The following is a 19751-nucleotide window of genomic DNA, read 5'->3' as shown; positions in this document are numbered from 1 at the left end:
GTATATTTATGCCTTCCAGGAGGAACTTCACACTTCTTTGATTAAGACGCCCGCAGCCGATCAAGATGACTTAGAATCGAAGCAACACTGCGACACCGCGCTTTCCCGACGACTGACTATGACTCTCACGCCACCCGACCAAGCTGACATCCCCGATATTCTGAATGCATCCCGCTTCCTGCAACGCTGGCTGCAAGGCGGCAGCGACCGTCAGACAATGTTGGACGAGATTTCAAGATTATCCTTGACCCCGGCAATTTTTGCTCAGATTTTACAAAAAGAAATTTCATCTGGTGCGACGCTGAACAAAGCCATGCGTCGTTTGCGCAACCTCGTCGTCTGCACCCTGATCAAGCGCGATCTGTGCGGCGACGCAGACATGCACGAAGTGGTGACGACGATCAGTGAATTTGCCGACTTCGTCGTGCAGCAGCATCTGGCAGCACTCAGCGCTGAAATGCAGAGTTTATACGGCACACCGACCGGGGAAGACAGCGGCCGCGTGCAGGAAATGATCGTGCTCGGCATGGGTAAGCTCGGCGGCTATGAACTCAATGTGTCGTCGGATATCGATCTGATCTTTTGCTATGCCGAAGATGGCGACACCGTTACCAGCGACAGCACGCAACGCAGCTTGTCGAATCATGAATATTTCACCCGCCTCGGCAAAAAGCTGATTGCCGCCATTTCTGAAGTGACCGAAGACGGTTTCAGTTTCCGCGTTGATATGGCATTGCGCCCGAACGGCGCCTCCGGGCCGCTGGTCGCCAGCTTTGGTATGGTTGAGGAATATTTCCTGATTCAGGGGCGCGAATGGGAGCGTTATGCCTGGGTCAAAGCTCGCGCCATGACTGGCGCAGCAGAAGACATTGCGACGCTGGAAAAAATTATCCGCCCGTTTGTCTATCGGCGCTATCTCGATTACGGCTCGATTGATTCGCTGCGCTCCATGCATGCACAGATCCGTGCCGAAGTGGTACGCCAGGAAAGCAAACATCCGGAACGCAGCAACAATGTCAAACTGGGACGCGGCGGCATCCGTGAAGTAGAATTTCTGGCGCAGGTATTTCAGCTGATACGCGGCGGCCGCGACACCAGCCTGCGTGACCGCTCGACCCGCAACACGTTGCTAACACTGGCCGAAAAAGGGATCCTCGACACCCGGATGGTGCAACAGTTGATTACTTCTTACACTTTTTTGCGCAACCTCGAACATCGTTTGCAATATCTGGATGATGCGCAAACGCATACCTTCCCGGCGCAAACAGAAGACCAATTGCGCGTTGCGCAAATGATGCGTTGCCAGAGTGTGAAAGAACTGCTGGCACAATTGCAGCCGCATCGCGCCTTTGTCGCAGAACAGTTCGACGCCATTTTTAAAGAGAAAGCAGACAACAGCACGGAAGCCGCCCAATATCTGCTAACAGCGAATCTCGGCAGTAGCGACAGCGAAGAATTACTGACATCACAATTAAGCAACGCGGGCTTTCATGAGGCGGGCGATGTTGCACGCAGACTGATCGCCAGTTGGCAGTCGGGGAAAATTCAGAGCTTGTCAGAATCCAGCCGCAATAAAATGATTGCGCTGATCAACAATGCGCTGCCCCAGATTGCCAGACAAGAAGAAATGCAACTGGCTTGCTGGAACCGCCTGCTCGATTTTCTCGAAACCATTGCACGCCGCTCGGCCTATCTGTCTTTGCTGACTGAATATCCGCATGCGCTGGCACGCGTGATCCGCATGATGGAAGCCAGCGACTGGGCCGCCAAGTTCCTGACCCGCCACCCTATCCTGCTGGATGAACTACTCGATGAGTCATCGCTGCACCAACGTCCCGACTGGGGCAGTTTTGAGCAGGATCTGAAGCGACAGCTCAGCCAGCACCAGGGTGACACGGAACGCCAGATGGAAACCTTGCGTGAGCTGCACCATGCAATGCAGTTCCGCTTGCTGGCACAAGATCTGGAAGGCCAACTCAGCGTTGAGCATCTGGCCGATGAACTCTCCAGACTCGCTGATCTGATCGTAGCGGCGACGATACAAGCCGCATGGGAAACCATCGCCAGCCGACATCGCGAGGTGCCGCGCTTTGCCGTCATTGCCTACGGCAAACTGGGCGGCAAAGAACTCAGTTACGCGTCGGATCTGGATGTGATTTTTCTGTATGACGATGACGATCAGGAAGCGCCCGGCAATTACGCCAAACTCGCACAGCGCTTCATCACCTGGATGACCAGCCATACACCGGCGGGCATACTGTTCGACATTGATATTGCGCTGCGTCCCGACGGTGCGAGCGGCTTATTGGTGTCTTCGCTCGGTTCTTTCGCCCGTTACCAGGAAAAATCCGCCTGGCTATGGGAACATCAGGCACTGACCCGTGCCCGCTTTTGTGCTGGTGATGGCATGATCGCGCAGGAATTTGAACGTATCCGCGATCAGGTATTACGTCAGCCCAGAGATGTTGCCGGGTTATCGCAGGAAGTCGTCAGTATGCGTAAAAAAATGCGTGACGCAAACATTAACCGCAGCGAATTATTTGACCTCAAGCATGATGCTGGCGGCATGATCGATATCGAATTTATGGTGCAGTATCTGGTTCTCAGACATGCCCATCAATATCCGCAACTCACAGCCAATATCGGCAATATCGCCTTGCTGAAACTATGTGGCGAACTCGGTCTGATTGATGCTGATCTGGCAGGAAAAACCGCCAAAGCTTACCGCTGGCTGCGCAAATTGCAACATGGCATCCGCCTGCAAGGGGAAGACCGTGCACGCATTGCCGTCACAAAAGTTACTCAGGAAGTAGCAGCAACGCGGCAATTATGGGCGTCACTGTTTGGCGACGACATCACACCGGCATAAATCCGTCTCTAAGCTTATCTTCCAAATACAGGGCACAGCCGACATCGCAACGCTTTGGCCTATATCTGACTCCGGCGACTATCCGCCGGCATTTCCTCCAGCGTCATTCCCAACGCATGCAGCCTGCTCAGTTAATCGCGGCAGCAGACATGCGTTGGCGCGTTCCGTTTTTCCACAATCAACGGCACTATATTTGCGCCCAAACCTCACACACAAGCGCCAATACCATAACCGTGCACTCATCAAGGGAATAAGTAACAACAATGCAAATGAGACTAATTCCTATTTACATTAATTAAAATGTTGTTTACACTACGCGCAAACCTTTAACTTCAACCAGGAGCACACCTTGAGAAATAAGCAAACGCGCCAGCCAAATAGCCTACGCATCAATGACACGACATTCATTTCTATGAATAAAACCAGCATTGCCATGGGCATTTCCACCGCGATGTTTATTCCATTAGTGGCGATGGCGCAAACAGCACCAGCAAAACCTGCCGATGACAAAACGCAGGCACTGCCAGAAGTGCAAATTTATGGCAAAGCACTGGATCCGAACCCGAATGCAGAATCGGGCGTGCCTTACAAAGCAAAAACATCTGGAGATTCCCGTCACACCCGCCCGCTGGCCGAGACACCACAAACCATTTCTGTCATTACTAAAGCTGCTATTGATGATTCCGGCCTGACTGAACTGAAACAGATTCTGAGCGCACAGCCGGGCATTACCCTCGGTACCGGCGAAAATGGTAACGCCTTTGGCGACCGTTACATCATTCGTGGCCAGGAAGCCCGTAGTGACGTATTCGTTGACGGTCTGCGCGACCCGGGAATGACGACACGCGAAAGTTTCGCAATTGAACAGCTGGAAATTTCCAAAGGACCAAGCTCCAGCTTTGCCGGTCGCGGCAGTGCTGGCGGTGCGGTGAATGCCATCACGAAACAGGCAACTTTAGATAAAGATTTCTCCAAAGTGTCTATCGGTGCAGGTACCGACAATCAAAAACGTGTGACTGCCGATATTAACAAAGGCTTTGGTGATAACTTCGCTTTGCGTGCCAACGTTCTCTACGGTGATGAAGGCATACCAGACCGTTCACCATCAAACCGCAATCGTAAAGGTGTGGCACTGTCAGGTCTGTGGGAAGCGAATGAAAATCTGTTTGTGACGCTGGATTACTACGGTTTGCGTACAGAAGATAAAGCACCGGATCTTGGTTACTATCTGGTTGGCACCGTACCTGACCGCGTTCCGGCAAAAAATGTTCCGGTCTATGCGCAAGCCAATGACTTCCTGAAATCTGATGTCGATACGCTGACCGCACGCGTCAAGTGGAAAATCGCACCGGCGCTCACGCTCAACAGCCTGACACGTTATGGCAAATCCGGTAATTCCTATGTCACGACCGGCGCATCCAGTGCAACCCGTTACGATGGTGCGACGGGCAAAGCGTACACGACAGGTGTGCTTGATAACGGCCATACCGGCTGGCAGGATGTTGACTATTTCGCGCATCAAAGTAATCTGCGCTGGGATAAAGAACTGCTGGGTCTGAAACACGAATTCATCTTCGGCGCAGAATACACTGATCATAAAGTGGTTTCTGGTAACTTCGCCGTCAGCAACAGCGGCGCTTTTAACTGTAAAACAACCGCAGGTATCGGCGCGAATAATGGCTATTGCTTTACTGATAGTAATGGTGTGCCAGTCAGCAACCTGAATACACTCGCAGGCCGCAACGGCACCCGTCAGGGCTGGACTCAAAACTGGCAGGTAAAAACGATCGCACTGACAGCGATGGATACCGTTGATCTGACCGATCGCTTCACTGCATTTGGTGGTTTGCGTGCCGATTATTTTGACCTGTCACTGATCCGCCGCAACAATACTACAGCCGCTATCACTGGCGACTACAGCTACAACGATACACTGGTCAACGGTCACCTTGGGCTGAGCTATAAAGTCACGCCAAAACTGATCGTCTACGGCAGCATGGCAAGTGCACAGGATATCAACGGCGGTGAAGCCGATGCCGGTACCAGCAGCGGTTACGGTGGCGCTGTCTTGTATCAAAATCAGATCGCAGGTGCTAAACCTGAAACCTCGATCAATCTGGAACTGGGTGCCAAGTGGAATCTGTTTGACGACAAATTACTCGCAACGGCAGCGATATTCCAGACCAAAAAATCTGATGTGATGGAAGGCGCCAATTACGACACCATCGGTACATTCAACACAGGTAAAAATCGTGTACAAGGTATAGAGTTTGGCCTCGCTGGTGATGTGACTGAAAAACTGTCAGCACAAGTCGGTCTGGCGATTTTGCGATCCAAAGTGCTGGATTCTGCAACGACATCAAATATTGGTCGCCCTTTGAGTAACTTTGCTGAAAAATCATTCTCTGCACAAGCCAAGTATCAATTGACAAACGCATTCTCGTTCGGTGCTACTGCCCGCTACGAAAGCGACCGTTGTGGTGGCCAGCCAGACACTGCGGCTGGTTACACTGCGACTGGCTATTGCTCGCAACCGGTGCCGTCATTTGCTGTCTACGATGTATTTGCAGCGTATCGTTTTTCCAAAAAACTGGATCTGCGCGTGAACGTATTAAACGCTACGAACAAGGACTACTACACGGCGGTTTATCGTTCCGGCTCATTCCTGTATAAAGGCGATGCCCGTGCAGTCCGGTTAACGCTGAACTATGAAATGTAAGTTCGCTGCAAAAACCATCATCAACGCTTCATAACGTTCGATACAATGTCGGGCACGTGCCCGACATTTGCTGATATGACTAATACAACCACCGCAACGGCGCAAGCTGCGCTCAGCACTATTCCACCGGACATACGCTGCGCACAGGATTACGAGCGTCTGGCGCAACAATTCATGGTGCTCCCCAATTATGAATATGTTGCCGGTGGTTGTGGTCGCGACATCACTGTCGCGGCAAATCTGAACGCCTTCGCACTATGGGCCATTTATCCCCGTCTGCTACGAGATGTCACCGCTGGTCACACCCGGCTGACGCTGGGGCAGCAAACATTCCCCCACCCGGTTTTCATGGCACCGGTCGCGTTTCAGCAACTCGCTCATCCGGCCGGAGAAATAGATACTGCCCGTGCTGCGCAGGCGATGCAGAGCTGTATGGTCAGCAGCACGCTGTCATCCGTCCGCATGGAAGACGTTGCGACTGTCGCCAGTAATGGTGGCTCGCCGCGCTGGTTCCAGCTGTATTTTCAACCGCAACAAAATGACACACTGGATCTCATCAACAGAGCAGTAAATACAGGCTACAGTGCCATTGTCGTCACTTTAGATGCATCGATTCAGGCTGCCAGCTTACGCGCCCAGCGCGCAGGCTTTCGTATGCCACAAGACTGTGTGGCAGCCAATCTGCGCGATCATACTGCACCTGCAAACATCACTCTCAGCCCCGGTGAAAGCCGCGTCTTTCAGGGCATCATGCGCGACGCGCCAACCTGGAAAGATCTTGAGTGGCTGATGACCCAGACATCGCTGCCAGTCTGGGTAAAAGGTGTGTTACATCCCGACGATGCACGCGCACTGCAAAACATGGGCGTGGCTGGCATCATCGTCTCGAATCACGGCGGGCGTAGTCTGGATGGCGCCCCTGCCAGCCTCGATGCGCTACCTGCCATTCGTGTTGCCGTCGGCACCAGTTTTCCCTTATTGCTTGACAGCGGCATACGCTCTGGCAGCGATATATTCAAAGCCCTGGCATTGGGTGCAGATGCCGTTCTCATAGGCCGTCTGCAAATGTACGCACTGAGTGTCGCTGGTGCTCTGGGCGTCGCCCACATGATCAAGCTGCTGTGTGAAGAACTCGAAATATGTATGTCGCTGGCAGGTTGCGCGACACTGAAGGAAATCAATCGCGGCGCGTTAGTGCGATGTGGCACGTCGGCCACGTCGACTGATTTTCCACCTCACGACAACAGTCACGAATAAATGAGATGAAATTATGCTGATTACTATAGATCACGTATTGAGTAAGGATGAAGTAAAACAATTCCGTCACTATCTGGATAATGCTGAGTGGAATGACGGCACCAAAACAGCAGGAACACTGGCGCGTAACGTCAAACGTAATGCACAGATTGATGATAGTACTGAAGTCGCAATCAGCCTGGGCAACCATATTCTGCGTTCGCTCGGGAATAATCCGCTGTTCGTCTCGGCGGCGTTACCGCGCAAAATATATCCACCAAAATTCAATCGCTATGCTGACGGCGGCACCTACGGCACGCATGTGGACAGTGCGATCATGCAGATACCCGGCACCAATCTGAGCCTGCGCACCGACTTATCCGCCACATTGTTTCTGGCAGAGCCGGATGAATATGAAGGCGGCGAGCTGGAGATCGAAACAGAATTCGGTGTGCAGGCAGTCAAACTGGAAGCCGGCGACATGGTGTTGTACCCATCATCCAGTCTGCACCGGGTCATGCCAGTCACCGAAGGCGCCAGAGTCGCTTCATTTTTTTGGATAGAAAGCCTGGTCAGCGATGAAGGCGAACGTGCGATGCTGTTCGACCTCGATCAAACCATACAAAAACTGACACCGTCCATTGACGCAAATGATCCTCGTTTGCTGAAACTCACGGGTATTTACCATAACCTGCTGCGCCGCTGGTCGATTACCTGATTAACTATTGAGCATTACCTTCACCAAGGAGTTTGTATGACATCGATAATCAAAAAAATTATGCCGCTGCTTCTCGCTTTTTCAGCAAGCTATGCGTTGGCCCACGGAGATGTGAAGTGTACGAGCCAGCCCAAATCGGAATGGCGACCACACACAGAATTACACCAGAAACTGACCAAGGAAGGCTGGGTTATACGCCGCATGGAAATGACTTCAAGCTGCTACGAAGTCTATGCCAAAGATCCGCAAGGCAAGCGCATCGAGGCTTTTTTTGATCCGGTGACATTCAAGCGTGTTGAAGAAAATTAAGCAGTCAATCTGGGATTTGCCAGTACGCCTGCTGCACTGGCTGTTGGTTGCAACGATTACAGCAGCCTGGATCAGCAGCCATCGTACTGGCTCAGCGCACGAATACATTGGCTACGGTGCCGGCATGATCGTTTTGCTGCGGCTACTGTGGGGTTTTACTGGCAACCGTTATGCCCGCTTCCGGCAATTCGTTCGTCCTGCCCCGCTGACGCTGCAGTATCTGCGTGAAGTAGTACAAGGTCATGCAGCTCGCTATCTGGGACATAATCCTTTGGGCGGATGGATGGTCATTGCATTGCTGAGCTGTGTCGGCCTGCTCGTTGTCAGCGGCTGGCTCACGACCACCGATTTATTGTGGGGCTATGCGTGGCCGGTGCTGTTACACACCACTATCGCCTGGGCCTTAATCGGACTGATTGCTTTGCATATCAGCGGCGTCTTATTTACCAGTTGGCAGCATCATGAAAACCTGATCGCCGCCATGCTCACCGGGAAGAAAGCACCTGCTGGTGACGATGATATTGAGTGACGACTCAATAGGGATGTCAGCCCTAAAAAACTGGACTATAAGAACAATGAACAAGGGATTCGCATATCTGAGCTAGCTACAGCGGAGCCTCAAACATATTGATGACGTAATGCAGATGCGTGGAAGATGTGGAGATAATCAGAAGTTATTTGATGGCATCACAGACAAAAAATCGGTGATGCCATCCGTGCTGATATCGGTTAAATCAGCATTGATCAAGCGCAGAATCAGACTTGTGGTTTAGCGCTTTCCAGCCATTTTTTAATACGGCCAGCATCTGCCAGACGAGAGTATTTTCCCTTGGAATCAAGGAATACCATGACAATTGCACGACCTTCTATCATCGCCTGCATTACCAGGCAGCGACCAGCCTCTGCAATGTAACCGGTTTTTTGTAAACCGATTTCCCATGCAGGATTCGAGACCAGTTTATTCGAGGTACCGTATTCAAGCTGACGACCGCCAGGATTGACCACATATTTGGAGTCAGTTGAATACTCGCGAATGACAGGGTGCTGATACGCCGCATTAACCAGCTTGACCAGATCTTTTGCACTCGCACGGTTCTGGCTCGATAAACCACTGGAATCAACATAGTGCGTTTCCGACATTCCCAGTTGGTGCGCTTTCGCATTCATCGCGTTGACAAAGGCAGGCAAGCCACCTGGGTAATTCCGCCCTAACGCCGATGCAGCGCGATTCTCAGAACTCATTAAAGCGATATGCAACATATCTGAGCGCGACAACTTCGCACCGATCTTCAGACGGGAGCCTGTTCCCTTTTCTTTATCGATGTCATCTGTTGTAATTTCTATCAGCTCATTCAAATCCTGATTCGCTTCAACGACAACCAGACTCGTCATGAGTTTGGTAATGGAGGCAATCGGCAAAGATACATTGGAATTTTTTTCAAACAAGACCTTAGAACTCGCCTGATCAACCACGTAGGCAACGTTTGACTGTAAGGCTAAAGGATCGTGTGAATGATTGAGTCCTACAGTATCGCCAACACTGGGCTTTTCTGGCACCACAGGTGCCGCCGCAACACGTTCAGTGATCACCCTGCGTTTACCGTTAACAACAGCATAACGTTTAGTCGTTTTTGCAGCGGCTGTTTTGACTACTTTTTTGTGGACAATATGCTTCTTATGCGAGGTGTGTTTATGTTCGGTCGCCTGCGCCGATAAAATCGTGGCGGGGAACAGACTAACAAAAGAGAGGATTAAAGCTTGACGGGCAAATTTCACTGTCACTAACTCCTATTAAAATATGCCAAAAAATTTGATGCAGTTTAGCAAATCTCAAAAAAATCGCAAGATAATTAATAACTTAGCGTAAGTTTTTGAAGCAATACATCATGTTAAAAATTTAACGAACGCAGATACAGACTCACGTTCAGTGACCAGCGTATTTTCCACTTTCGACGTATCTGCGTAACCCAAAGCCATGCCACAAACAAGCATTTCATTTTCAGAAAACTGTAGTTGCTCACGGATAATTTTATGATACTGGGTAAAAGCGGCCTGTGGGCAAGTATCCAGACCACGGGCTTTTGCTGCAAGCATGATATTTTGTAAAAACATGCCGTAGTCTAACCAGGAGCCTTGTTCCATTACGCGATCAATGGTGAAAATCAATCCCACCGGTGCATCAAAAAAAGCATAATTCCTGCCATGTTGGGCATGCATCCCTTGCTTATTCTCGCGGGCAAGTCCAAGCAAGGCATATAAGTCCCAACCAACTTTACGTCGCCGCTCCAGATAGGGACTGACCCATTTTACGGGGTAATAATTATATTCCTCAGTATGCGGCTCTTCTGTCGAGGGATGTTGATGGGCATGCAGAATTTTTTCAGACAGCTGCGTCAGACTATCGCCCGTCAATACATAGACTTTCCATGGCTGCGTATTGCTCCCGGATGGTGCGCGCGATGCCACCTCAAGAATGCGCTGTATGTCTTCGGACGCCACTAAATCAGGTAAAAATGCACGAACCGAACGGCGTTCAGTAATAATCTGATCAACAATTTGCTGGGAAGGGGAAGCTATCATCATGAATCACTTTTTATTGATTGCAAAAGTAAGCGCAAAGCGTCTGGGAGCAGGACCGGACGGCGGCTCGCCCTATCCACATAGACGTGGACGAAATGACCTTGTGCGCACGCTTCAGTCTCATCTGCTTTAAAAATACCCAGTTCGTAACGCACACTGGAATTTCCCAATTTACTTACAGAAACACCGGCGGTCACTTTGTCAGGAAAAGCGACGGAAGCGAAATAATTACACTGAGTTTCTATCACGAGCCCAATCACATTACTTTTCTCAACATCAAGTACCTGATGACTGATCAGAAATTCATTGACGACGGTATCAAACCAGCTGTAATACACCACATTATTCACATGACCATACGCATCGTTATCCATCCAGCGCGTCGTTATTTCATGGAAATGGCGGAAGTCGCTACGGCTTTTCGCTTGTATCTTCATTAGTCCCCTTTTTACATCGGCTCAGTTGGCCGCTTTTGACTGGAATAAAAGTCTAACATAAGCTTACAAATTCATTATCCTGTCATACAGAAAAGGGAGACTACGCGTTGAGAATCGACATTTCTCCTGACTCCGCAGGCAAGGTCAGAGTTTGATCAAAAATGAAGACGTTAAAATATTGCATTAATTGCATAATTACGCTTGATTAAGCGCGATGAAGCAATATAATAATTACTGCAATGCACAAATTTAACGAACGACTGCATTTATCGATTGTATTTGTTCTGTTTCAATAAATGCTGAAAACACCCTCTATCTGATTCCCCCTTTTAAACAGGAGATCATCATGTTTTCCGTACCTGAACAACTTTCCAATGCAACTAAAGCAAACTTAGACGCACAACTAGCGTTATTTTCTAACCTGAGCGGTAAAACCTTCGAAGGTGTTGAGAAATTAATTGAATTGAATCTGAATGCAATTAAAAGCTCATTTGAATCATCTGCGGCAACCACAAAACAATTGCTGGCAGCAAAAGATCCTCAGGAATTTTTTGCTCTGAGCAGTTCACACGCTCAGCCAAGTGCAGAAAAATTACTCGACTACAGTCGCCATCTGACATCAATAGCATCTGCCGCACAAGCAGAACTCACGCATGCTGCAGAAGCACAAATAACTGAAAGCAACCGCAAGTTTCAGGCATTGTTTGATGAAGTTTCGAAAAATGCGCCTGCAGGATCAGAACAATTCGTTTCGTTTTTTAAAACAGCGATCACGAATATGAATTCCGGATATGAGCAATTAAGTAAAACCACTAAACAAGCCGTGGACGCAATAGAAGCTAATCTGAACAATACAGTCGCACAAATCTCCCAAGCAACAGAAAAAGCGACTCCTCGTACTACAAAGAAATAAACGTATATAAGCCCCGACATTCAGGGGCTTCAGTTGTAAAAAAAGCCCCGGAAGTTTCCGGGGCTTTTTTTATGAAGGGAAATAATCAGGCTTCGCCTAAATACGCCGCCTGAACTTTTGGATCATCCAGCATGTCTTTGGCGTTACCGTTCATGGTGATGGTGCCTGACTCCATCACATAACCACGATGAGCGGCCTGCAGAGCTAATTTTGCATTTTGTTCTACCAGCAAAATCGTAATACCCTGCGCAGAAACATTTCTGATTACTTCAAAAATCTTCTCAACCATAATGGGTGACAACCCCATTGAAGGCTCATCCAGCAACAATAATTCAGGATGACTCATCAATGCTCTTGCCATCGCCAGCATCTGTTGCTCACCACCGGAAAGGGTGCCTGCCAGTTGAGCAGAGCGTTCTTTCAGTCGGGGGAAAATCGAGAACCATTTATCGATATCACTTTCAATACCGGCTTTATCATTTCTGGTAAAAGCACCCATCATCAGATTTTCAAGAATCGTCATACGGGTAAAGACGCCTCGTCCTTCAGGTACCATTGCCAGATGGTTCGTCACCAGTTCAAAAGAGTTTTTTCCTCTGATGGATTTGCCTAAGTAAAAGATATCACCTTCCACCGTACAGCTCGGCAAAGTACCGGTGACCGCTTTTAACGTGGTGGTTTTCCCCGCGCCGTTCGCACCAATCAACGTGATCAATTCGCCCTTATTCACCTCAAGGTCTATGCCTTTAACGGCCTTAATCCCACCGTAAGCAACCTTCAGATTACTGATCTTTAAAATGTTGTCAGCCATTAATGAGCACCTCCCAAATATGCTTCGATTACCGCAGGATTTTTCTGAATATCAGCCGGAACACCTTCTGCAATCGGTTTGCCATAATCCAATACGGTAATACGGTCACACAGGCCCATCATCAATTTCACGTCATGCTCAATCAAGAGTACGGTCTTTCCTTCGGCCTTGATTTTCACCAACAGTTCTCTAAGTGCGAGTTTTTCAGTCGCATTCATACCAGCCGCAGGCTCATCAAGAGCAAGTAATTTCGGATCAGTTGCTAATGCGCGGGCAATTTCAAGTCTGCGCTGATCACCGTAAGAAAGAAACTTGGATGTACGTCCGGCGAATTGTCCAATACCGACAAAATCGAGCAATTCCTGCGCCCGGCGACGGATTGCCGCCTCTTCTTCACGCGCAGCAGCGTGTTGAAATATAGCGCCAAAAACACCTTGCTTGGTACGGATATGACGCCCCACCATCACGTTTTCGAGCGCAGTCATTTCTCCAAACAGACGGATATTCTGGAAGGTACGGGCAATCCCCGCCTTAGCGACCTCATGCGGTGCCGAAGGCGAATACGGCTTGCCATCCAGCTCGAAGCTGCCGGTATCAGGTTGATACAAGCCGGTGATCACATTAAAAAAAGTTGTTTTACCAGCGCCATTCGGGCCGATCAAACCGTAAATCTGACCTTTCTTGATGTCAATCCCTACGTTTGACAATGCTTGCAAACCACCAAAACGCTTGTTCGCACCTTCAATTTTCAACATTGTTTGTTCAGTCATCTTGATCTTCCTTATGCTGCTGCGTCATTCGTTTTGGCCATTCTGTCTTCATGTTTCGGCGCAGGCCATAAACCGGCCGGACGATTCAACATGACAACCACCATTGCCAGACCGTACAACAGTTGGCGCAATACCTCAGCATCAATCCAGATTTTTCCGAATATCAACATCTGCACTGGCTCAACCACGTGACGTAACACTTCAGGTAATGCCGCGATCAGAATCGCGCCGAGAATCACGCCAGGTATATGACCGATGCCCCCCAGTACGACCATGGCGAGAATCACCATAGACTCTGTCAGAGAAAAAGACTCTGGTGAAACGAATCCCTGAAACGACGCGAACATGGCGCCAGAAATACCGCCAAACGATGCGCCCATGGAAAACGCCAGCAATTTCACGTTACGCGTATTGATACCCATCGCTTTTGCAGCGATTTCGTCTTCCCGAATCGCTACCCAGGCTCTTCCAAGACGCGAGTGCTGCAAACGTGTCGATACAATCACAATGGCTATACACAAAAATAAGAACAGGAAATAATAGGCATTCACCGATGGCATGCTGAAACCAGCCAGATTAATCGTCGCATTGGAACCCGCTTCACCTGCCAGTGAAACACCTAAGACACTGACCGGATCAATCATGTTGATCCCCTGAGGTCCGTTCGTGATATTGACCGGCGCATTCATATTATTCATAAAAATGCGGATGATCTCACCGAAACCCAGCGTCACGATCGCAAGGTAGTCGCCGCGCAGCTTTAATGTAGGCGCACCAAGCAATGCACCAAATAAGCCCGCAATGGCTGCAGCAAAAGGAATAATGATCCAGACCGAAAGATGAATACCCTTTTGTGCGATTTCCGGGCCAAACAGCGTTACCAGAAAATTCCCGAGTGCCGGGTAATTCTCAACAAACGACGCCAGAACAGTCGCAAACTGTGGTGAACCGAAAAGTGCTGCCAGATAAGCGCCTACCGCATAAAACGCGATATAGCCAAGATCGAGTAACCCGGCAAAACCGACCACAATATTTAAACCAAGCGCCAGCATGATATAGAGCAACGCGAAGTCGATAATACGAACCCAGGAATTACCAAAATTTGCAGCAACAAACGGGAAAAGAAGCAGCACTACCCCCAACACTGCAAAGCTGGTGTAGGCCTTTTTAGGATTTGCTTTGACATCAAATATAGTTGACATTGATCTTCCCCTTACGCACGGTCAGCAACGCGTTCACCCATGATGCCGGATGGTCGCAATGTCAGTACGATAATCAAAACAATAAAAGCAAAAATATCTTGGTATTGGCTACCGAGTACACCTCCGGTTAAATCACCGATATATCCTGCTCCCATACTTTCGATCAACCCAAGAATGATGCCACCAACCATCGCACCATAAATATTACCGATTCCGCCTAATACTGCCGCAGAAAAGGCTTTTAAGCCTGGTACAAATCCCATGGCGAACTGTGCAGACGAATAATTGGCTGCCCACATTACGCCTGCAATGGCAGCAAGTGCGGCACCAATTGCAAACGTGGCGACGATCACCTTATTCGAATCAACACCCATTAAGCCAGCAACACGGGGATTTTCAGCCGTCGCCCGCATTGCACGTCCCATCTTGGTTTTTTCTACCAGCAGCACCAGCGCTATCATCGCCACGGTAGCCAGTACCAGCAGTAAAATTTGCACCTGAGAAATCACGGCACCGCCAACCTCAACAGGGATAGTCGGCATGACAGAAGGGAATGAGATAGGACTACGCCCCCAGATCATCATGGCAAAGGTCTGCACCAGAAGTGAAACACCAATTGCCGTGATCAATGGAGCCAGACGAGGTGCATTGCGCAAACGGCGATATGCCACACGTTCGATAAGCAGATTGACAGCAATACATACAGGAATTGCGCCAATAATTGCAATCAGCAACATGACGAAACCAGGAAGTCCGGGCGCATAGACCTGCAAAAGCTTGATGATACTCAGCCCCGCCATCGCGCCCACCATCAGCACATCACCGTGTGCGAAGTTAATCAGATTCAGCACCCCATAGACCATGGTGTACCCCAGGGCAACCAGAGCATACATACTACCTAAGACAAGCCCATTAATAATTTGTTGGATAAAGGTATCCATATTTCGCATCTCTCTCTATAAACGAATCGGAATTTCAGCTAAACGACGACTTTGAACTGGATAAGCTAGTTCGTAATCAGCAAAAATCATTCCTGTTAACAAAAAACGGCTCCCTTTACTCAGGGGGCCGCTCGTGTTTTAACAATTTGCTATCCGAAAAGGCGCGTCATCATATCGAGAGTGCCAATAGTACGTGTAATGCACATGATCAATTCTCCTCTGCAACTTTTTGTAAAAGTTTTTCTAATATTTAGACTTCTTTGTTACGCCATTGAAGTGGGCGGAATTATACAGATGCGACACACTGTACGAGTGGTAAAAAAACCACCCGATGCTACGTATTTTCCACAAAAATCAATGACGACTGTCAACACTTGATCAATTTGGTCAATATCCGCATTGATGTGCGGAACAATCTTAAATACGAATTGGCAAAATAAAATATTGAATATCGATAGAAAACAAATTTTTCAATTGTTATGTCGATGAGTTTGCCTGGTGTGATATTTCCTTATTGGCACTGAGTCCTTTTGGCATAGGAAACGTCACATGCTCCTGAACACCATCTAAAGCCCGGACGCTGCGTGCACCAAGATCGCGCAAACGTGCAATCACCTCAGCCACCAATACTTCCGGAGCAGACGCGCCAGCAGTAACACCGATGCGCAGGACATTTTCCAGCCAGACAGGATTGATCTGCGCCGCATTGTCGACCATAAATGCAGGCACGCCAATTTTTTCGGCGAGTTCACGTAGACGATTTGAATTCGAACTGTTTGGACTTCCAACCACCAACACCAGATCGACTTGAGGTGCCATGAACTTTACAGCCTCCTGACGGTTAGTTGTTGCGTAACAGATATCCCCCTTTTTGGGTTCACTGATGGATGGAAAGCGCCGCTTCAGAGCGGCGATAATTTCGGCAGTATCATCAACCGACAGCGTAGTCTGCGAGACATAAGCCAGCATCGCAGGATCCGAAACGATCAAGCGATCTACATCCTCAATTGTCTCAACCAGATACATCCCGCTTTCTGCCTGTCCCATCGTACCTTCGACTTCCGGATGCCCCTGGTGACCGATCATGATAATTTCCCGGCCCTCATCACGCATCTTAACAACTTCAGAATGAACCTTTGAGACCAAAGGACAGGTAGCATCAAAAATCTGTACGCCACGTTCTTCTGCTTCTTTACGGACGGCCTGAGAGACACCATGCGCAGAAAAAACCAAGGTATTTCCGCGAGGAACGTCGTTCAGGTCTTCGATAAAAATAGCCCCTTTTTCTTTCAAATCATTCACAACATAGGCGTTGTGTACGATTTCATGCCTGACATAGATAGGTGCACCAAATTTCTCTAATGCCCTCTCCACGATTTCAATTGCACGATCTACCCCAGCGCAAAAACCACGGGGCTGAGCCAATAAAATCTCTTTTTCCATGTGTTTACAAAATCCCTATGATTTTTGTTTCAAATAATAAGGTCTGCCCGGCAAGGGGATGATTGAAATCAAAAATATACCCCTGTTCATCCACTGAACGTAACACTCCGGCAAAACGTCCACCAGAAGGCGCGGCAAAATCAACCAGATCGCCAACGACGTATTGTTCGCCAGATGCCGAATTTTCTTTTAAAGTAGCGACAGACACACGCTGAACCAAGTCAGGATTACGTGGGCCGAACGCTTTTTCCGGCGATAATTCTTGCGTTACATGAGCTCCCTCCGTCAAGCCAATCAGAGACAGTTCAAGCTCGGGAGCAAGCTGGCCGGTTCCCATCTGCAATGTTGCCGGGCTTTCTTTGAATGTGCTGATAATGTCTTCACCATCTAAGGTCGCGAGCCGGTAATGCAAAGTAAGATAAGCATCTTTAGTAACAATGGGTGTGTTGGAAGTGGTCATGATCAATGGCTTTAACAAATAAGTGTCTATTGTAAGCCAGCTTTTGTACTTCGATTCTTTTCTCAAAATTCCGGAGTGACGTAAATATGGCAATTAACGATTGGCCTGAAGATCAGAGGCCAAGGGAAAGACTGATCAGATTTGGCGCAGCTGCGTTATCGAACGCTGAACTCCTGGCTGTGTTTTTACGAACCGGCGTTACCGGGAAAAGCGCGGTGGACCTGGGGCGCGAGATGATCAATAGCTTTGGCTCTTTATCAAAATTATTTAACTCCACCGTTACCGAGTTCTCGGCCATTCATGGATTAGGGCATGCTAAATATGCACAATTGCAAGCTGTGCTTGAATTGGCCAGAAGGTCTATTTACGAAGAGTTGCAGATCAACGCATCACTCTCTTCACCACAAGCTGTTAAGCATTATCTGCAACTCTTAATCGGAAACAAAACACATGAATCATTTGCGGTTCTGTTTCTCGACACGAAAAACAGGCTGATTACATCAGAAGAATTATTTCGGGGCACCCTCAATCACGCCAGCGTGTACCCCAGAGAAGTAGTTAAAACAGCCTTACAACACAACGCAGCGGCGATTATCCTTGCTTATTAGCGTGTTTGTGTCCTATTGGCATAATTAGCATGTTTAGCTAAAATGAACTGATGCATTCCACCAAAGCAACTGTTCATGTACTCCCCATCTTTCGGCTAACACAGGTCCAAACACTTCCAGGCAATGAATACTTACCAGTAAATCACCAAATTAACGGCACTAAAGTTGAGTATTGGCGAGAAATCAAATCTCTCACGCCTACGAAGCCGCTGATCTTTCCAAAGTTTCCGATCGTCTTAAATTCCGATGCGAGTCCATGGGCGCCGGCCGTTTTATGGTTGATAGACAGAGCAAAGTCCAAGCCCAAGAAATTGAGCTCCCTACTTCCAGTTGCCCAAGGATTGCGGGACTATAAGGTCTTCCTTGATGACGTTGGTCTTGTGTGGGACGACTTTTCGGAGATCGAGAAGCTATCGCGCCCCACCTATCTTTATCTCACCTACCTACAAGGACTCGTAGATTGCGGGGAGATTGAGTTTTCAACTGCTAACCGACGCATGTCCACGGTACTCGGACTATATCGTTTCGCGCAGCAAGACCATCGCTTGGCGTTTAAACCATCGAACCCGCCATGGGTTGAGAAGGCGATTGGCCTACGATATCGCGATGCGCAAGGGTTCTATCAAACTAAAGAAGTTATCACAACCGACCTTCAAATAAAGGGGCGCTCGGGCGAAGATGAGTTGAGTGATGAAATTTATGATGGAGGAAAGCTGAGGCCATTGCCAACAAATGAGCAAGCCGTATTGATTCGCGCCCTGCGAACCTTGGGCAACACTGAGTTCTCCCTCATGCATTATCTTGGCCTGACATCAGGGGCACGCGAAATGACTGTTTTGACTCTCCGCATAGGAGATTTTCTCAAACAGCCTTCGACAATCCAGACATGGCCTTTTAAGTTGAGCTGCGGCCCGGGCACTCAAATTGACACGAAATTCGACAGAAAGAAATCCTTAATAATCCCGCAAGCCTTGTATCGGATGCTGCACACTTATTGCGTTTCTGATCGAGCTAAGAAACGCCGGGCCAAATCCCGGTTAGGCGAGAGCCCTCATAATTACGTCTTCCTCACTAGGCAAGGTAATCCTTACTATGAGCGGAAAGAAGAGCGCAATTCTGTTCGTCCAGGCGCACCGTTACGTCGCACATCCCCTCAAGGACAGGCCCTGCGCGAATTCATTAAAAAGCGGGTGATTCCTGAAGTACAAAAAACGGTGCCTAATTTTCACTACAAATTTCACGATACACGCGCCACCTTTGGAATGAACTGGGTTGACGGTGTAATGGGAGGCGATAACGCCGACATCAAAAAATACCACTGGGCACTGGATCAACTCCGAAAGCTGATGTGGCACAAGTCCACGAAGACGACCGAAAAGTATTTGGAATACCGACGTCGTATACAACATCTCAACTCCGCATTGCAAGGTTGGTCATCACACTTGGTTGAGCTAATGGAGTTTGCCTCAATCGCGGAAAAAAATATTAACGATACTGACGTTGATGGCTAAGACAATACACACTCATCAATACTACTTGAATGCCATCCCAACAATTGCATTCCCATTCGATAAACCTCCGGCAAACTTGGTAAGTGAAAATGCGGTCCTTCAACTGGACCAAGGAAACCGATATCCAATATTTGTCTGGTGTTATCTTAAGCGTCACATTGTTGGCAGCGGCTACATTTGTACCTTAGCGTCCTTATCTAACGCACGGGCTACCGCTCTCCCTC

At 48.7% G+C, this 19751-nt stretch carries 17 protein-coding genes and 1 pseudogene; 9 read left to right on the top strand and 9 right to left on the bottom strand.

All coding sequences use genetic code 11. The features are described from left to right. Positions 1 to 118 precede the first annotated feature (118 nt). From glnE to H8K38_RS02455, 6 genes are all read left to right on the top strand, one after another. On the top strand, positions 119 to 2869 hold the full coding sequence (gene glnE, locus H8K38_RS02480; RefSeq protein ID WP_186883181.1) for a bifunctional [glutamate--ammonia ligase]-adenylyl-L-tyrosine phosphorylase/[glutamate--ammonia-ligase] adenylyltransferase: 2751 nt from the start codon (positions 119 to 121) through the stop codon (positions 2867 to 2869). 349 nt (positions 2870 to 3218) lie between these two features. After that, entirely contained in the window at positions 3219 to 5588 is a 2370-nt protein-coding gene (locus H8K38_RS02475) for a TonB-dependent siderophore receptor (protein WP_255422792.1), read from the top strand. A 75-nt stretch (positions 5589 to 5663) separates the two neighbouring features. Then, on the top strand, positions 5664 to 6845 hold the full coding sequence (locus H8K38_RS02470) for an alpha-hydroxy acid oxidase (RefSeq protein ID WP_186883180.1): 1182 nt from the start codon (positions 5664 to 5666) through the stop codon (positions 6843 to 6845). A gap of 13 nt (positions 6846 to 6858) precedes the next feature. Further along, positions 6859 to 7542, top strand: a complete 684-nt coding sequence (locus H8K38_RS02465; protein WP_186883179.1) for a Fe2+-dependent dioxygenase — start codon at positions 6859 to 6861, stop codon at positions 7540 to 7542. Between the two features lie 36 nt (positions 7543 to 7578). Beyond that, a complete protein-coding gene (locus H8K38_RS02460; RefSeq protein WP_186883178.1) occupies positions 7579 to 7851 on the top strand; it encodes a PepSY domain-containing protein in 273 nt (90 codons plus the stop codon). Continuing rightward, complete coding sequence (locus H8K38_RS02455; RefSeq protein WP_370587042.1) at positions 7835 to 8380, top strand: cytochrome b/b6 domain-containing protein; 546 nt, start codon at positions 7835 to 7837, stop codon at positions 8378 to 8380. Before H8K38_RS02460 ends, H8K38_RS02455 begins: the two co-directional genes overlap by 17 nt. Before the next feature lie 227 nt (positions 8381 to 8607). Here the strand turns inward: H8K38_RS02455 and H8K38_RS02450 are convergent, their stop codons facing one another. The 3 genes from H8K38_RS02450 to H8K38_RS02440 all read right to left on the bottom strand — a co-directional run bounded on the left by H8K38_RS02450 (position 8608) and on the right by H8K38_RS02440 (position 10868). After that, positions 8608 to 9627, bottom strand: a complete 1020-nt coding sequence (locus tag H8K38_RS02450; RefSeq protein WP_317889270.1) for a serine hydrolase — start codon at positions 9625 to 9627, stop codon at positions 8608 to 8610. A 108-nt stretch (positions 9628 to 9735) separates the two neighbouring features. Then, a complete protein-coding gene (locus H8K38_RS02445) occupies positions 9736 to 10431 on the bottom strand; it encodes a nitroreductase (RefSeq protein WP_186883355.1) in 696 nt (231 codons plus the stop codon). Next, positions 10431 to 10868, bottom strand: coding sequence for a thioesterase family protein (locus tag H8K38_RS02440; protein WP_186883177.1), 438 nt, complete (start codon positions 10866 to 10868; stop codon positions 10431 to 10433). Before H8K38_RS02440 ends, H8K38_RS02445 begins: the two co-directional genes overlap by 1 nt. A 346-nt stretch (positions 10869 to 11214) precedes the next feature. Between H8K38_RS02440 and H8K38_RS02435 the strand changes: the two genes are divergently transcribed. Continuing rightward, a complete protein-coding gene (locus tag H8K38_RS02435; protein WP_186883176.1) occupies positions 11215 to 11781 on the top strand; it encodes a phasin family protein in 567 nt (188 codons plus the stop codon). A gap of 85 nt (positions 11782 to 11866) precedes the next feature. On the opposite strand, the gene H8K38_RS02430 is transcribed toward H8K38_RS02435, so the two are convergent. The 6 genes from H8K38_RS02430 to H8K38_RS02405 all read right to left on the bottom strand — a co-directional run bounded on the left by H8K38_RS02430 (position 11867) and on the right by H8K38_RS02405 (position 17408). After that, on the bottom strand, positions 11867 to 12592 hold the full coding sequence (locus H8K38_RS02430; protein ID WP_186883175.1) for an ABC transporter ATP-binding protein: 726 nt from the start codon (positions 12590 to 12592) through the stop codon (positions 11867 to 11869). Continuing rightward, positions 12592 to 13362 (bottom strand): ABC transporter ATP-binding protein, encoded by a 771-nt coding sequence (locus H8K38_RS02425; protein ID WP_186883174.1) that lies wholly within the window; start codon positions 13360 to 13362, stop codon positions 12592 to 12594. Before H8K38_RS02425 ends, H8K38_RS02430 begins: the two co-directional genes overlap by 1 nt. Before the next feature lie 11 nt (positions 13363 to 13373). Next, positions 13374 to 14564: an ABC transporter ATP-binding protein gene (locus H8K38_RS02420; protein ID WP_186883173.1), complete on the bottom strand. Its 1191-nt coding sequence runs from the start codon at positions 14562 to 14564 to the stop codon at positions 13374 to 13376. 11 nt (positions 14565 to 14575) lie between these two features. After that, positions 14576 to 15505 (bottom strand): branched-chain amino acid ABC transporter permease, encoded by a 930-nt coding sequence (locus H8K38_RS02415; RefSeq protein ID WP_186883172.1) that lies wholly within the window; start codon positions 15503 to 15505, stop codon positions 14576 to 14578. A 477-nt stretch (positions 15506 to 15982) separates the two neighbouring features. Beyond that, entirely contained in the window at positions 15983 to 16948 is a 966-nt protein-coding gene (ispH, locus tag H8K38_RS02410) for a 4-hydroxy-3-methylbut-2-enyl diphosphate reductase (protein WP_186883171.1), read from the bottom strand. A gap of 4 nt (positions 16949 to 16952) precedes the next feature. After that, a complete protein-coding gene (locus tag H8K38_RS02405) occupies positions 16953 to 17408 on the bottom strand; it encodes a peptidylprolyl isomerase (protein WP_186883170.1) in 456 nt (151 codons plus the stop codon). 86 nt (positions 17409 to 17494) lie between these two features. On the opposite strand from H8K38_RS02405, the pseudogene radC reads away from it, so the two are divergent. After that, positions 17495 to 18013: pseudogene (gene radC, locus H8K38_RS02400) on the top strand (DNA repair protein RadC); the annotation flags it as partial. A 53-nt stretch (positions 18014 to 18066) separates the two neighbouring features. Beyond that, positions 18067 to 19527 (top strand): site-specific integrase, encoded by a 1461-nt coding sequence (locus H8K38_RS02395; protein WP_186883168.1) that lies wholly within the window; start codon positions 18067 to 18069, stop codon positions 19525 to 19527. Positions 19528 to 19751: the final 224 nt, after the last annotated feature.

It is taken from the genome of Undibacterium sp. FT79W, from assembly GCF_014284215.1.
GTDB classification, from domain to species: Bacteria; Pseudomonadota; Gammaproteobacteria; order Burkholderiales; family Burkholderiaceae_D; genus Undibacterium; species Undibacterium aquatile.
The sequence above is the reverse complement of the archived record's forward strand: the minus strand, read 5'-3'. Positions and strand labels throughout refer to the sequence as shown.

Bases quoted from the DNA above. Each gene is read 5' to 3' on its own strand.
- H8K38_RS02430 (WP_186883175.1), bottom strand. From the start codon at position 12,592: ATGGCTGACAACATTTTAAAGATCAGTAATCTGAAGGTTGCTTACGGT.
- H8K38_RS02395 (WP_186883168.1), top strand. From the start codon at position 18,067: ATGCATTCCACCAAAGCAACTGTTCATGTACTCCCCATCTTTCGGCTA.
- H8K38_RS02415 (WP_186883172.1), bottom strand. From the start codon at position 15,505: ATGGATACCTTTATCCAACAAATTATTAATGGGCTTGTCTTAGGTAGT.
- glnE (WP_186883181.1), top strand. From the start codon at position 119: ATGACTCTCACGCCACCCGACCAAGCTGACATCCCCGATATTCTGAAT.
- H8K38_RS02460 (WP_186883178.1), top strand. From the start codon at position 7,579: ATGACATCGATAATCAAAAAAATTATGCCGCTGCTTCTCGCTTTTTCA.
- H8K38_RS02425 (WP_186883174.1), bottom strand. From the start codon at position 13,362: ATGACTGAACAAACAATGTTGAAAATTGAAGGTGCGAACAAGCGTTTT.
- H8K38_RS02470 (WP_186883180.1), top strand. From the start codon at position 5,664: ATGACTAATACAACCACCGCAACGGCGCAAGCTGCGCTCAGCACTATT.
- H8K38_RS02445 (WP_186883355.1), bottom strand. From the start codon at position 10,431: ATGATAGCTTCCCCTTCCCAGCAAATTGTTGATCAGATTATTACTGAA.
- H8K38_RS02435 (WP_186883176.1), top strand. From the start codon at position 11,215: ATGTTTTCCGTACCTGAACAACTTTCCAATGCAACTAAAGCAAACTTA.
- H8K38_RS02420 (WP_186883173.1), bottom strand. From the start codon at position 14,564: ATGTCAACTATATTTGATGTCAAAGCAAATCCTAAAAAGGCCTACACC.
- ispH (WP_186883171.1), bottom strand. From the start codon at position 16,948: ATGGAAAAAGAGATTTTATTGGCTCAGCCCCGTGGTTTTTGCGCTGGG.
- H8K38_RS02405 (WP_186883170.1), bottom strand. From the start codon at position 17,408: ATGACCACTTCCAACACACCCATTGTTACTAAAGATGCTTATCTTACT.
- H8K38_RS02440 (WP_186883177.1), bottom strand. From the start codon at position 10,868: ATGAAGATACAAGCGAAAAGCCGTAGCGACTTCCGCCATTTCCATGAA.
- H8K38_RS02465 (WP_186883179.1), top strand. From the start codon at position 6,859: ATGCTGATTACTATAGATCACGTATTGAGTAAGGATGAAGTAAAACAA.